15 protein-coding genes are annotated in these 12189 nt (G+C 62.4%); 5 read left to right on the top strand and 10 right to left on the bottom strand.

Annotated features, from left to right (window positions below; translation table 11 throughout):
- Nucleotides 1–18: 18 nt before the first annotated feature.
- Complete coding sequence (locus tag VGR99_RS06770) at nucleotides 19–1512, bottom strand: FAD-linked oxidase C-terminal domain-containing protein (RefSeq protein WP_326897549.1); 1494 nt, start codon at nucleotides 1510–1512, stop codon at nucleotides 19–21.
- A gap of 267 nt (nucleotides 1513–1779) precedes the next feature.
- On the opposite strand from VGR99_RS06770, the gene cycA reads away from it, so the two are divergent.
- Nucleotides 1780–2175 carry a cytochrome c-550 CycA gene (gene cycA, locus VGR99_RS06765; RefSeq protein ID WP_326897548.1) on the top strand — a complete coding sequence of 132 codons (396 nt, stop codon included), beginning with the start codon at nucleotides 1780–1782 and terminating at the stop codon, nucleotides 2173–2175.
- 115 nt (nucleotides 2176–2290) lie between these two features.
- On the opposite strand, the gene VGR99_RS06760 is transcribed toward cycA, so the two are convergent.
- Nucleotides 2291–3247: an alpha/beta hydrolase gene (locus VGR99_RS06760; RefSeq protein WP_326897547.1), complete on the bottom strand. Its 957-nt coding sequence runs from the start codon at nucleotides 3245–3247 to the stop codon at nucleotides 2291–2293.
- Between the two features lie 329 nt (nucleotides 3248–3576).
- Here VGR99_RS06760 and VGR99_RS06755 point away from each other — a divergent pair, with 329 nt between their 5' ends.
- The gene (locus tag VGR99_RS06755; RefSeq protein ID WP_326897546.1) at nucleotides 3577–3759 is read left to right on the top strand and encodes a hypothetical protein; all 183 of its coding nucleotides are present in this window, start codon (nucleotides 3577–3579) and stop codon (nucleotides 3757–3759) included.
- Between the two features lie 12 nt (nucleotides 3760–3771).
- Here the strand turns inward: VGR99_RS06755 and VGR99_RS06750 are convergent, their stop codons facing one another.
- From VGR99_RS06750 to ykgO, 3 genes are all read right to left on the bottom strand, one after another.
- Complete coding sequence (locus VGR99_RS06750; RefSeq protein ID WP_326897545.1) at nucleotides 3772–4032, bottom strand: hypothetical protein; 261 nt, start codon at nucleotides 4030–4032, stop codon at nucleotides 3772–3774.
- Nucleotides 4033–4161: 129 nt separating this feature from the next.
- On the bottom strand, nucleotides 4162–4806 hold the full coding sequence (locus VGR99_RS06745; RefSeq protein ID WP_326897544.1) for a tetratricopeptide repeat protein: 645 nt from the start codon (nucleotides 4804–4806) through the stop codon (nucleotides 4162–4164).
- 120 nt (nucleotides 4807–4926) lie between these two features.
- Nucleotides 4927–5052 carry a type B 50S ribosomal protein L36 gene (gene ykgO, locus VGR99_RS06740; RefSeq protein WP_006611362.1) on the bottom strand — a complete coding sequence of 42 codons (126 nt, stop codon included), beginning with the start codon at nucleotides 5050–5052 and terminating at the stop codon, nucleotides 4927–4929.
- Between the two features lie 341 nt (nucleotides 5053–5393).
- Here ykgO and VGR99_RS06735 point away from each other — a divergent pair, with 341 nt between their 5' ends.
- Nucleotides 5394–6278, top strand: a complete 885-nt coding sequence (locus VGR99_RS06735; protein ID WP_194477893.1) for an amidohydrolase family protein — start codon at nucleotides 5394–5396, stop codon at nucleotides 6276–6278.
- A 178-nt stretch (nucleotides 6279–6456) separates the two neighbouring features.
- On the opposite strand, the gene VGR99_RS06730 is transcribed toward VGR99_RS06735, so the two are convergent.
- The 5 genes from VGR99_RS06730 to VGR99_RS06710 form a co-directional block, all read right to left on the bottom strand.
- A complete protein-coding gene (locus VGR99_RS06730; RefSeq protein ID WP_326897543.1) occupies nucleotides 6457–6954 on the bottom strand; it encodes a heme-binding protein in 498 nt (165 codons plus the stop codon).
- A gap of 38 nt (nucleotides 6955–6992) precedes the next feature.
- Nucleotides 6993–7706, bottom strand: a complete 714-nt coding sequence (locus VGR99_RS06725) for a hypothetical protein (protein WP_326897542.1) — start codon at nucleotides 7704–7706, stop codon at nucleotides 6993–6995.
- Nucleotides 7658–8254, bottom strand: a complete 597-nt coding sequence (locus VGR99_RS06720; protein WP_326897541.1) for a superoxide dismutase — start codon at nucleotides 8252–8254, stop codon at nucleotides 7658–7660. The genes VGR99_RS06725 and VGR99_RS06720 overlap by 49 nt, the downstream gene beginning before the upstream one ends.
- A gap of 119 nt (nucleotides 8255–8373) precedes the next feature.
- Nucleotides 8374–8568, bottom strand: coding sequence for a hypothetical protein (locus tag VGR99_RS06715; protein WP_326897540.1), 195 nt, complete (start codon nucleotides 8566–8568; stop codon nucleotides 8374–8376).
- 227 nt (nucleotides 8569–8795) lie between these two features.
- The gene (locus VGR99_RS06710; RefSeq protein WP_326897539.1) at nucleotides 8796–9530 is read right to left on the bottom strand and encodes an SDR family NAD(P)-dependent oxidoreductase; all 735 of its coding nucleotides are present in this window, start codon (nucleotides 9528–9530) and stop codon (nucleotides 8796–8798) included.
- Between the two features lie 85 nt (nucleotides 9531–9615).
- Here VGR99_RS06710 and VGR99_RS06705 point away from each other — a divergent pair, with 85 nt between their 5' ends.
- Both VGR99_RS06705 and VGR99_RS06700 read left to right on the top strand, forming a co-directional pair.
- Complete coding sequence (locus VGR99_RS06705) at nucleotides 9616–10062, top strand: winged helix-turn-helix transcriptional regulator (RefSeq protein ID WP_414645095.1); 447 nt, start codon at nucleotides 9616–9618, stop codon at nucleotides 10060–10062.
- 243 nt (nucleotides 10063–10305) lie between these two features.
- The gene (locus VGR99_RS06700) at nucleotides 10306–11928 is read left to right on the top strand and encodes a serine hydrolase (protein ID WP_326897538.1); all 1623 of its coding nucleotides are present in this window, start codon (nucleotides 10306–10308) and stop codon (nucleotides 11926–11928) included.
- Nucleotides 11929–12189 lie beyond the last annotated feature (261 nt).

Below are 12189 nucleotides of genomic sequence, written 5' to 3'. Positions count from 1 at the left end.
ACGATGCGGCGATCGGCGCTAGAACCGCGGAAGGTCCGGGAATGCCAGCTTGCCGGCATGGACATGCATGCGGCCGAGCTCGGCGCAGCGGTGCAGGGTCGGAAACACTTTCCCGGGATTGAGCAGGCCCTGCGAGTCGAAGGCGCATTTCAGCCGCTGCTGCTGGTTGAGGTCGATCTCGGTGAACATGTCGCCCATCAGGTCGCGCTTCTCGATGCCGACGCCATGCTCGCCGGTGAGCACGCCGCCGAACTCGACGCAGGCGCGCAGGATGTCGGCGCCAAAGGCTTCGGCGCGCTCGATCTCGCCCGGCTTGTTGGCATCGTAGAGGATCAGCGGATGCAGATTGCCGTCGCCGGCATGGAACACGTTGGCGCAGCCGAGCTGGTATTTCTCCGAGAGTTCGCGGATGCGCGCGAGCGCCTTCGGCAGCGCGCCGCGCGGAATGGTGCCGTCCATGCAGAGATAGTCGGGCGAGATGCGCCCCACCGCAGGGAAGGCGGCTTTGCGGCCGGCCCAGAACAGATTGCGCTCGGCCTCCGAGGTCGAGATCTGGCAGGTGGTCGAGCCGCAGCCATTCGCGATGGTCTCGACCCGATTGATCAGCTCATCGACCTCGATCTTGGGACCGTCGAGCTCGATGATCAGCAATGCCTCGACGTCGAGCGGATAGCCGGCATGGACAAAGGCCTCCGCAGCGTGGATCGCGGGCTTGTCCATCATCTCCATGCCGCCGGGAATGATGCCGGCGCCGATGATGCGCGCCACGCATTCGCCGGCCGCCTCGACTTGCGCGAAGCCGACCATCAGGGCGCGTGCCGTCTCCGGCTTCTGCAGGATGCGCACCGTGATCTCGGTGATGACGCCGAGCAGGCCCTCAGAGCCGGTAATGACGCCCATCAGGTCGTAGCCGGCGTTCTCGCACCCCTTGCCGCCGATGCGCAGGATCTCCCCGCTCATCAGGACGATCTCGCAGCCGAGCACGTTGTTGGTGGTCATGCCGTATTTCAGGCAATGCACGCCGCCGGAATTCTCCGCGACGTTGCCGCCGATCGAGCAGGCGATCTGCGAGGACGGGTCGGGCGCGTAATAGAAGCCGGCATGCGCGACCGCCTGGCTGATCGCGAGGTTGGTGACGCCGGGCTCGGTGACGACGACGCGGTTGTCGAAATCGATCTCGCGGATGCGCTTGAACTTGCCGAGACCGAGCAGCACGCCGTCTTCCAGCGGCAGCGCGCCGCCCGACAGCGAGGTGCCCGAGCCGCGCGGCACGACCTTGATGTTCTGTTCGGCACAATATTTCAGGACGAGCGAGACCTGCTCGGTCGTATCGGGCAGCACCACGACCATCGGCGGCTGCCGGTAGGCGGTCAGCCCGTCGGATTCGTAGGCCCGCATCTCGGCGGCGCTGTCGATCACCCCTTCGCCGGGCACGATTGCGCGCAATGCAGCAATGATCTGCGCGCGGCGCGCGAGCACCGCCTGGTCGCTCGCAGGCATCATGATGGCCATGACATATCCTTCCGGCTCGTCGCCCACGATCAAATTTGTCGCGGCAAATCAACCACGTCCGCGACGATTTGGGTAGGCCATCCGAAAGTCGCAGCGGCGATCTTGCGCGAGTTCGCTCTGGGACAAGTAGGAAATGATGAAACCTGTCATGGTTTCGTGGCTTGTCCAAGCCGGGCCGGCCTGCCAAAACCGGCGGGTCCGGAGATCGCCGACCAGGCAAGCGACTGACCAGGCTAGACCCACCAGGGAAGAGACGAAGAGCACCCGATGACAAAACTGATTTTTGGCGTACTGACCATCCTCACCGTGACGGCCACCGCTCCGGCGGCAATGGCGCAGGATGCCGCCGCCGGTAAGACCTCGTTCAACAAATGCCTGGCCTGCCACGCGATCGGCGAAGGCGCCAAGAACAAGGTCGGCCCCGAGCTCAACGGCCTCAACGGCCGCAAGTCGGGCACCGCGCCGGACTACAATTACTCGGACGCGAACAAGAATTCCGGCATCACCTGGGACGAAGCGACGTTCAAGGAATACATCAAGGATCCCAAGGCCAAGATCCCCGGCACCAAGATGGCGTTCGCCGGCATCAAGAACGAGACCGAGATCAACAATCTCTGGACCTACGTCTCCCAGTTCGACAAGGACGGGAAGATCAAGCAGTAAGCGGCCTGGCCGCGGCCGATAGAGCTTCGGTTCTGTTGAATCAGAACCGAAGCTCTCGCTTTTTGTTTTGACGCGTATTCTTCACGCGGACCGGCATCCGCTTCGCTCGGACGCTCTAATCGGCGGCCGCCTGCACCGGGGCGATTCTCCCGATCATCGCCTCGATCTCCGTCTTCACGAGATCCGGCACGGCGTTCTGCACCATGTGGCCGAGATCGGGCAGCACGATCAGCTTTGCATTCGACACGGTCGCGGCGAACGGGCGCGCGTGGATGTCGGTCTTCACGGTCTTGTCCGGCTCGCCGGCGATGATCGTGACCGGCGCCTTGATCTCGCCATAGCGCGCGACCTGCGCCCTCACCGCTGCCTTCAGCGTCACCAGATCATAGGCATTGGCGATGAACTCGCGCGGGCGCAGCAGCAGCGGTGTCGCGGAGTCCTGCACGAAGCCGTCAGGCATCATCTGCGGCAGGAAGACGTTGCGCGCGCCGGGCTCGGTCAGGAAATAGCCGAGCGGCAGCGTGATCGTATAGGCGAGCAATGGGCCGATCACGGGCGTTGCGATGATCTCGTTGTAGCGGCCGACGCCGCCGCGCCAGGGATGCGTCACCGGCGCGAGCATCACGAGACCTGCGACTCGGGACGGATGATCGAGCGCAATCCGTGCACCGAGCGCGCCGCTCCAGGAATGTACGACGAAGATCGCGCGATCGATCCCGAGCTTGCCGAGCGCTTCATCGATCATCCGCGCCTGGATCTGCGGCGTCGAATCCTGCCGCCGCGCGCGCGTGCTCCAGCCGTGGCCGGGACGGTCGATCAGGATGACACGGTGATTCCCGGCGAGCATGTCGCCGAGGGGACGCCGCATCGCTTCGAGATTGGAGCTCGCGCCATGCAGCATCACGATCGGCAGGCCCGCATCGCGCGGGCCGATATCGACGACGTGGAGCGTCGCGCCCTCGACCGCGATCATCCGGCCCTGCGGCGGAAAGGCGCGCTGCACGGCAACGATTCCGGCCTGCGTGGCCAGCGCCAGCAGCACCAGCGCGGTCACGACTGAGATCACGATCATGGAGTGAGTCCGGGCAATCCAGGGCACATCGCAGCTACGAATTCGGCAGGCCGCAGTTTCGCCCCGCCAGCTTCGGCATTTCCACCGGAAACGGCGGGGCTGTGGATATGTGCATAATTGCCGAACTAAAATACCTAATGAAATCAATGCTGACCGCCGGGACACACCAGCCTCGGACCAGCTTCATGCAGTCGTCATCGCGGCTTCCTTATAATCGCCACGGTCGGTTCCGCCATTTATGTGCGGGTGGGCGCCGATCCTCCCCGCAACCCCGGGGGGATGCGGGAAAGACCGGCAGGATTTGTCCTGATTTGAACCGGAGAATTTCGATGAGCTTCAGATCCAACGACACTGCGATCGATGAGATCGTGGCGAGCTGCAACGGTGACCTGCGCGGCGCCGTGCGGGCGCTGCTCCTCATCAACGAGCACCTCGAGTCGGAACTCGCCAAGGCTTACGCCGCGGCCGCCGATCGCGGCCTCGCCGAACGCGGCGGCAGCGCGCTGCACTAGGCCGCTATCGGCCTAGTCGGTCTTGTCCTCGTCCTTTTCGTCATCGGGCGTGACGGCGGGACAGGCACGGATGGTCGAGCGGGCAAGCTTGGCGTCGGCCTTGGATTTGTAGGGGCCGTCACCGAACCAGATATCGCCGATGATCACGGGATTGCTGGTCACGATGCTGCATTTGCCGGTGGCGCGGTCGCCGACCACCCAGAACAAGCCGTCCGCAAGACTCATCGTCCCGGACGCCAGCAGCAATACACCTGCGAGGATCAAACGCTTCATGGCTGTGCTCCTGCACTGCAGGTAGGCCTGTCGCGGCGCCGGCAATAGTCCTCACGTTGCCGCGCTTCGGATCGTGGTTAATCCGAAGCCGCCGCACTCGCTCAAGACATGATCGAGTTTTGGACTAGTCTAAATATCCCGGCCTTCGACCTTCTCGGTCAGCGCCTTGACCTGCTCCGGGATCTTCTCGAGATGCGGATTGACCGCGAGCGCCTTGCGGTAGGCCTCGAGCGCGCGCTTCTCGTCGCCGACCTCCTGCATGATCATGCCGAGGCCTGCGAGCGCGCCGAAATGGCGGGGCTCGCGGATCAGCACCTCGCGGATGTCGGCGAGCGAGCGGCCGTAGTCGTTCTGCATGTAGTAGAGCGTGGCGCGCCGGTTCCAGGCCTCGATGTAGTCGGGCCGGAGCTTGATGACCGCATCCAGGAGCTTGATCGCGACCTCGATCTTCTTGGCGTCGACCGCGGTCTTGGCCCGCGCCATCAGCAGCGAGGCGGTGTCGCTCGGCGTCTGGATCCAGATCGCCCAGATCCGCGCCTCGACATGCTTGGCGCTGGCCTCGTCAGGCGCGGCCTTCAGCGCACCGAACAGGAAATCGAGATTCTTGCCGCGATCGACCTTGGGCAGCTTGGCCGGCGCCTCCGGCAGCTTCTTCTGCTCCTTGCCGGGCGGCGGGGCCGGCGGGGCGCCCTGCGCCAAGGCCGGAGCGAAGCCGGCGGCTCCCAGCACGAGGGCCAGACACAAAGTGGACGCGAAGGGGAATCTGACTGCCATGGCGAAAGTCTAGACGCGTAAAGCCGCCCTTGCAAAGCAAAGGCGGCGTCAAACTCGTGTGAGACCGTGGTCTTGCGGGGCGCGCGAAGGCGACCGCGAGGGCAATATCAGCCGCTCAGATCAGCCTTGGCGAGCCTTGAAGCGGCGCTGCACCTTGTTGATCACGTAGACCCGGCCCTTGCGGCGGACCAGGCGGTTGGCGCGATGGCGACCGCGCAGCGACTTCAACGAGTTACGGACCTTCATGGCAGAATCCTGAACGTTCGAAAGGCCGTGTTCGGCACTACCGTTTCGGCACGCGCGAATGTGGCAAAATAAGATCTTTCCCGCCGGCGGACCGACCGCCCGGGACGGGGCGGTTCTTAAGGCATGGCGGGAGGTCATGTCAATGTTAACTGCCCGGTTCCGAACCGGCATTTTCGCGAAAACAACCCCATGCACAGTAGAAATGGCCGGATCGGCCTGATCCGGCCCCTCAGGGGTCGCGCACGCCAAAGACTTTTGCGAGCTGCGCTTTCGCCTCCCGCGACGCCTTGCCAAATTCGTTATATCATATAATCAATTTGGCAACCCTCGGGAGGAAACCAATGCCGAAGCTGAAGCTGCCTGATATCGACAAGGTCGTCGCCATCGACATCCACACCCATGCGGAAGAGCCCTGCGGCTGCCATCCCGACGATGGCTATGACGACTTCCAGGCGCAGATGGCGGAATACTTCAAGTCGCCCAACAAGCATCCGCCGACCGTGCCGGAGACCGCGGCCTACTACCGCTCCAAGAACATCGCCGCGGTGATCTTCCCGGTCGATGCCGAGCGCGAGACCGGCTTCCGCCGCTACAACAATTACGAGATGATCGAGGCCGCCTCCGACCATCTCGACGTCCTCATCCCCTTCGTCTCGATCGACCCGCACAAGGGCAAGCTCGGCGCGCGCGAAGCGCGCAAGCTGATCGAGGAATACGGCGTCCGCGGCTTCAAATTCCATCCGACCATGCAGGGCTTCTACGCCAACGACCGCATGGCCTATCCGCTCTACGAAGAGATCAACAATGGCGGCGCGATCGCGCTGTTCCACACCGGCCAGACCGGCGTCGGCTCGGGCATGCCGGGCGGCATGGGCATGCGGCTGAAATATTCCAACCCGATGTACATGGACGACGTCGCGGCCGACTTCCCCGACCTCAAGATCATCCTCGCCCACCCCTCCTTCCCCTGGCAGGAAGAGGCGTTGTCGGTCGCGACCCACAAGCCGAACGTCTATATCGACCTCTCCGGCTGGTCGCCGAAATACTTCCCGCCGATCCTGGTGCGCTACATCAACTCGATCCTGCAGGACAAGATGCTGTTCGGCTCGGACTGGCCGGTGATCACGCCGGACCGCTGGCTGTCGGACTTCGCCAAGATCGACATCCGCGACGAGATCCGGCCGAAGGTGCTCAAGGCCAACGCGCGCAAGATTTTGGGGATCTAGGCGCGTATTCATCAACTGGCGGAGTCTGCTTGGTCGGCTATAGCAGCTCTGCCAGCGCTGACGGGGGCAAGGCGGCCCTAAAGCGCGATGAGATTTAGATGAATCGTCATCGCGCTTTAGGTTGTTGTTTGAGCATGATCTTTTCGGAAAACCGCTGCGCACTTTTCCGGATCATGCTTTAAAACTCCAGCTTGTCGCGTATGGCGTCGATACCGGCCCTGGCGCAGGCTTCGTCAGCGTCCCCGCCAGGCGCGCCGGACACACCGACGGCTCCGACCAGCGAGCCGCCCGCTTCGACGATCAACCCGCCGCCTATGATGACCGTGCCGGGAAGATTGCGAATGCCGGCCTGCATCATGCCGGGCTGGCTGATCGCATTGAGTTCGGTGGTGCTGGTACGGAACGTCGCTGCGGTCCACGCCTTGCCCGAAGCCGTTGACACGGTGTGAGCACCTGCGAACCTGTCACGAAGGATCACCTGCGTAACCCCAAAGCGATCGACCACCGCAACAGTGACCTGATACCCGCGGGACCGGCAATCGCCAAGCGATGCCCGGGCCAGATCAAGCGCCAATTCGGGACTCAGGGATTTGTAGGTGGTGAGCGGCTCCTCTGCCATTGCCGGATGCGCGAGTGTCAACAGGACGGCGGTCGTCATCAGGGTTCGAGCGAGCATGGTTCCTCCGACGTGATCAGGTCGACGCCGACGGTAGCCTAGTTCAGCGCACCATAAATCAGGTCGTCGAATACGGTGACGCTGTCGGCCTTGGTCCACAGGCCGATCATGCCGGCGTCCCTGATCGATTCGTCCTCGACCTCGAACATCGGCTTGCCGTCGTAGCTTATCTTGAACAGCGTTCCCGCGAACTCGCAACGTAACGAATGCCATTGACCTGATGGCACCGATACCTTGACGCCATAGCCGCCCTTCCGGCCGACGATATCGAGCGCACTGCGAACTCCCTTGATCGTCTTGTAGAGCACGACATTGTCTTCAAGCGCGTTGGCCCGCACGACATAGTAATTGTCGGCATCCCTGGCGCGCCAGACAATACCGGCCGCACGATCCTCGGAGCCTGCGATGGCCTTGAACTTGACCTCGACGAACCCGTCCAGGATGCGGGTGCCGTTCTTGAGCGCCACTGGAAACGTCGCCTGACCGGACTGTTTCAGGACGTTGGGCTTGCTTGGCGCCGTCGATTCCACCTCGACGGTCCATTGAGGCTGGCCACGCCCCGTCATCGTCAGAATCCAGCCTTCGGGCGCTGCGCCGGTTGCTGCGTTGTCAAAATTGACAGTTTCCGCCATCGCGTTTCCTCCCACCGACAATAGAAGCAGCGCCGCTCCCAGCAGCGCCACACTCATTCTTTTCACGACGTCTAGGCTTCCCGCCTGTATTGATCGTACAGTGCCGCGGCGTTGTCCCATTTGATCGCTTCCATGTAGATGTCGACATACTTTGCGGCCGCAGCACCGTAGTCCATGTGATAGGCGTGCTCGTACATATCGAGCACCAGCACGGGGCGTCCGCCGGCCAGCGTCGTCGTGTGGTCGGCGGCCCACTGGTTGACGAGCCGCTTGTCGCGCGGCGAGTAGGAAAGAATCACCCAGCCGGAGCCGCCGCCTTCGGCCTTGCCCATGGCGGAGAACTCCGCGCGCCACCGCTCCATGCTGCCGAAATCGCGTGCGATCGCGTCGGCCAGTGCAGCGCTCGGCTTGCCGGCACCGCCGAGCCCGTCGAAATAGATTTCATGGAGGATCATCGAGTTTGACGCGATGAGCTCCTCGCGCTTCAGGCCGTTGATGATGAAATTCGGGGCTTTCGCGAAGTCGAGCTCGGCGAGCTGCGTTCCGATCGCGTTGAGCCGCTTTACGGCGCCGACATAATTGTTCTCGTAATGGCTGACGAGCACCTTTTCCGAGATGCCGGCAATGGATTTCGGATCGAACGGCATCGGCTTGGACTGATATGTCATTGGCTTCGCTCCTGTTGGCTGACTGGCTTGCGCAAGGGCTTGCGTCCCCGCGAGCATGGCGGCCGACGCCGCGGCGGCCCCCACGCCCCTGACGAAGTCCCGGCGGTCGGTATTGGTGGTCATGGCGTCCTCCACTTGATCGTCGTCCCCAACGCGTCCCATGTGCTCGCTTGCTTGCGGCGCTCGCCGTCTTGTCGAATGCGCAAGTCGGCCGCGCGTCGCTCGTCGATACGGACATCGACGAGCGACGGCGCGCTGGGGGCACCAACATGACGGAACAATTTTTCTGATGAGATCGAGGTGTAAGAAGACATGCGGCGTCCTTGATACCAGGACGCGATACTTGGGCATGTCGCCTCGCGGGGAGATCGCAAATCCCCGTGCTCCGAATAGAACGCCTGACGAGGAGCAGTGTCAATCCGCTGCGCGAGGGTCGATGAGATGACGATTTGTTGAAGGAGCGTGCGCGAAATCCGGGAAGCGTCGGAACAGCAGCGCAGAGGGCTTCGATCCAACGACCGAAGCCCTCGCACGCAAGATCTCAGACTTGCGCCAGACCGCCGTCGGCGAAAACTTCGCCGCCGGTCATGAAGCTGCTGTCCGAGGACGCCAGGAACGCAGCCACCGCGCCGGTCTCGGCCGGATCGCCCACGCGCCCGATCGGCGTGGCGCTTCCGAGCGCATCGAACGCTTCCTCGCCGACGATCTCCAGCGCCAGTTCCGTCTTGATCGGCCCCGGCGACAGCACATTGACCCGGATGCCCGTGCCGCGCAGGTCCAGCGCCCAGCTCCGCGCCAGATTGCGGATCGCGGCCTTGGTCGCGCTATAGATGCTGAACTGCGGCGTCCCCATCACCCCCGTGCTCGAACCGGTCAGGATGATCGACGATCCCTTCGTCATCAGCGGCAGAGCCTTCTGCACCGTGAACACCAGCCCCTTCACATTGACGTCGAAGATCTGATCGTAATGCTCGACCGTGATCTCGCCGAGCGGGGCAAACAACCCGGTCCCGGCATTGGCGAACAGAATGTCGACCCCGCCGCGTTCGGCCTTCACCGCCGCATACAGCCTGTCGAGGTCGGACAGATCCGTCACCGAGCCCCTGATGGCGCGCGCCGAGGATCCGAGCTGCGCCACGGCGGCATCGAGCGGCTCCTGCCGCCGTCCGAACAGATAGACGAACGCGCCTTCATCGACGAACCGTTTCGCCGCGCCAAGTCCGATGCCGGTCCCGCCGCCCGTCACCACCGCCGTCTTGCCTTGTAGTCTGCCCATGATGTGCTCCTTCATTAGGGTTGCACTGAGCTGGCGGCCCACCCACCTATCGACAAGTATGCACCTTTTGGTAAGTGCCCAAAAAATGTCGCTCGATGATTCAGACCCGATCTCTCCACCGGCGCAGACACCACTGTCGGTCCAGCGCTGCACACCGACACTGCCCGGCTTCACCTGCGGCCTCGACGCGACCTTGCGGGTGATCTCCGGCAAGTGGAAGCCGCTGATCCTCTACTTCCTCGCCCAGGACGGCCCGACCCGCTACGGCGAGCTCCGGCGCGCCGTGCGCGACGTCAGCGACAAGATGCTGATCCAGCAACTGAAGGAGCTGGAGGCCGATGGCCTCGTGAAGCGGACCGACTACAAGGAGGTGCCTCCGCGGGTGGACTACAGCCTCACCGGTTTGGGCCGCAGCCTTGCCGAGGCGCTGGTGCCGCTCTGCTCATGGGGCACGGAGCACATGGCGGAGGTCAGCAAGGTCTTCGCCGAGCGGGAGACCTGGACGCGGCGAGCACGTCAGCCGACCGTCTAGCTTGTGCTGCACTTCGGCCGAGGTCTGCTCCGCTCCGGATAGCGGCGTATTGGTGCAACTCGTGCTGAGTCCGGCTTGGGCCAATTTTCGACATCGGTGAGCTTGCGATTTCCGATCCGCAGTGCAACCTTTGCGCGTCAATGGGGAAGTAGAATGCCGGCTAGGATCGTAGCGATCGCTGTTGCGGCTCTCTGTCTTTTGGGACCTCGCGTCTCTGGCGCTGAGGCGGAGGAGGCTACATCAATGGAGCGCGCCGTCGATCAGCTATTTGCACAATGGACCGGATCGGGCTCGCCCGGCGCTTCCATCGCCGTCATTCAGAACGGTGAAATCATCTACGGCAAAGGCTATGGCGCGGCCAATCTGGAGTATGGCGTGCCAAACACGCCGGCGACTGTGTTTCACTTAGCCTCGGTCTCCAAGCAGTTCACCGCCTTCGCGATTTACCTCCTCGCGCAAGATGGAAAATTGTCTCTCGACGACGACGTGCGCAAATACGTTCCGAAGTTGCACGACTTCGGCAAGGTTATCACGATCCGCCATCTGCTCCATCACACGAGCGGAATACGAGATCAATGGAACCTTCTGGCCCTCGCAGGATGGCGGCTTGACGACGAGATTACCGATGATGATGTCGCCCGCGTGCTGTTTCAGCAAACCGAGTTGAACTTCAAACCCGGCGATCAGTTTCTCTATAGCAACAGCGGCTACACGTTGCTCGCAATGGTGGTGAAGCAGGTATCTGGTAAGATGCTGCCCGAGTTTGCGAAGGAGCGCATCTTCGATCCTCTGGGTATGTCTCATACACACTTCCAGGACAACTACGGTGTGGTCGTCAAGGACCGAGCCTATTCCTACGGGCGGCGGCGGGATGGGAATTATCAATATGTAGCGCTCACCTATTCGACGGTTGGGCCTTCCAGCCTATTTTCAACGGTCGGCGACTTGGCGCGCTGGGACGAGAACTTCTACACCGGCGAGGTCGGTGGCCTGGCGCTCCTGGCACAGATGCAGGAGAGGGGTAAACTCAATTCCGGCACGGAAATCGCCTACGCCTCTGGCCTGTCCATCGGCAAATACCGCGGGCTTAGGATGGTTGAGCACGCCGGCGGTGATGCGGCATATCGAACCAATATTCTCAGGTTTCCAGACCAACACTTCTCGGTCGTAGTCCTTGCCAACGCGGGAGACCTGAACCCTGCGGCGCTCTCATTCGCGATCGCCGACATCTATCTCAAGGATCAGCTCCAGCCTACGCCTGACAAGCCAGCTTTCGGCGACAAGCCGGAAGTCGTGGTTGATCCCAAGGTCCTCGACGCCTACGTCGGCGACTATGAACTCAGGCCGGGATTCATCATTTCCTTTAGCAAGGATAATGACCATCTCGTCACGCGCGCCACCGGCCAGCCATCGTTTCCAATGTACGCCGTCTCAAACATCGCCTTCCGCTTGAGAGTGGTTCCAGCAGAAGTCGTCTTTGACGAGACAGTGGAAGGCGGGCAGGCTCAGAACGCCGTCCTCAACCAGAACGGCGCAAGCCTTCCTCTGAGGCGCATCGCGATTACCAAGCCCAAACTGGAGCGGCTCAAAGCCTACGAGGGCCAATTCTACAGCGCAGAACTCGGCGTCATATATGATGTGTTCGTTAGCGATGGCGTGCTAAAGGTCCACCATCCAAGAGGAGACATCGATTTGATGCCCGTCGGGACTGACACTTTTGGGGCGGCCTTTCCGATCGGAAATCTGCGATTCGCCTGCACGGACGACGGCGCATGCAATGCCTTGTTGATCGATGATGGTCGCGTCAAGGAGTTGCGGTTTGTCAGGGTCTCGCTCACTCCGGTCGGTCCGAAGTCGCCAGGATGACGGGAAGTGACGCTCGGAGTGGGGAGCAGAATGTCCGCTTCGGGTCATTCGCGTCGGTTTGATCCATTCGACGGATGTCCGCTTAGTCCCTAACAGCGGCGGAATAACGCAGACACCAACCAGCCGCGGCTTGGGGCCAGAAGCTGACCCAATCGTCACAACCAACGGTGCGAGAGATCGACGGACCTGTCCACGAGTAACGCTCAAGAACGCTCTTCCCGCTGCGATCTACTGGTCGAACTCGTTCACCGAGTAGTCCTA

Origin of the sequence: Bradyrhizobium sp. (assembly GCF_035935975.1) — a bacterium.
Classification (GTDB): domain Bacteria; phylum Pseudomonadota; class Alphaproteobacteria; order Rhizobiales; family Xanthobacteraceae; genus Bradyrhizobium.
This window is presented reverse-complemented; position numbering and strand designations above follow the sequence as displayed.

Coding starts and splice junctions, on each gene's coding strand:
- VGR99_RS06735 (WP_194477893.1), top strand. CDS start 5,394: ATGCCGAAGCTGAAGCTGCCTGATATCGACAAGGTCGTCGCCATCGAC.
- VGR99_RS06750 (WP_326897545.1), bottom strand. CDS start 4,032: ATGAAGCGTTTGATCCTCGCAGGTGTATTGCTGCTGGCGTCCGGGACG.
- VGR99_RS06725 (WP_326897542.1), bottom strand. CDS start 7,706: ATGGGACAACGCCGCGGCACTGTACGATCAATACAGGCGGGAAGCCTA.
- ykgO (WP_006611362.1), bottom strand. CDS start 5,052: ATGAAGGTCCGTAACTCGTTGAAGTCGCTGCGCGGTCGCCATCGCGCC.
- VGR99_RS06745 (WP_326897544.1), bottom strand. CDS start 4,806: ATGGCAGTCAGATTCCCCTTCGCGTCCACTTTGTGTCTGGCCCTCGTG.
- VGR99_RS06760 (WP_326897547.1), bottom strand. CDS start 3,247: ATGATCGTGATCTCAGTCGTGACCGCGCTGGTGCTGCTGGCGCTGGCC.
- VGR99_RS06770 (WP_326897549.1), bottom strand. CDS start 1,512: ATGGCCATCATGATGCCTGCGAGCGACCAGGCGGTGCTCGCGCGCCGC.
- VGR99_RS06720 (WP_326897541.1), bottom strand. CDS start 8,254: ATGACATATCAGTCCAAGCCGATGCCGTTCGATCCGAAATCCATTGCC.
- VGR99_RS06715 (WP_326897540.1), bottom strand. CDS start 8,568: ATGTCTTCTTACACCTCGATCTCATCAGAAAAATTGTTCCGTCATGTT.
- VGR99_RS06710 (WP_326897539.1), bottom strand. CDS start 9,530: ATGGGCAGACTACAAGGCAAGACGGCGGTGGTGACGGGCGGCGGGACC.
- VGR99_RS06700 (WP_326897538.1), top strand. CDS start 10,306: ATGGAGCGCGCCGTCGATCAGCTATTTGCACAATGGACCGGATCGGGC.
- VGR99_RS06705 (WP_414645095.1), top strand. CDS start 9,616: ATGTCGCTCGATGATTCAGACCCGATCTCTCCACCGGCGCAGACACCA.
- cycA (WP_326897548.1), top strand. CDS start 1,780: ATGACAAAACTGATTTTTGGCGTACTGACCATCCTCACCGTGACGGCC.
- VGR99_RS06755 (WP_326897546.1), top strand. CDS start 3,577: ATGAGCTTCAGATCCAACGACACTGCGATCGATGAGATCGTGGCGAGC.
- VGR99_RS06730 (WP_326897543.1), bottom strand. CDS start 6,954: ATGCTCGCTCGAACCCTGATGACGACCGCCGTCCTGTTGACACTCGCG.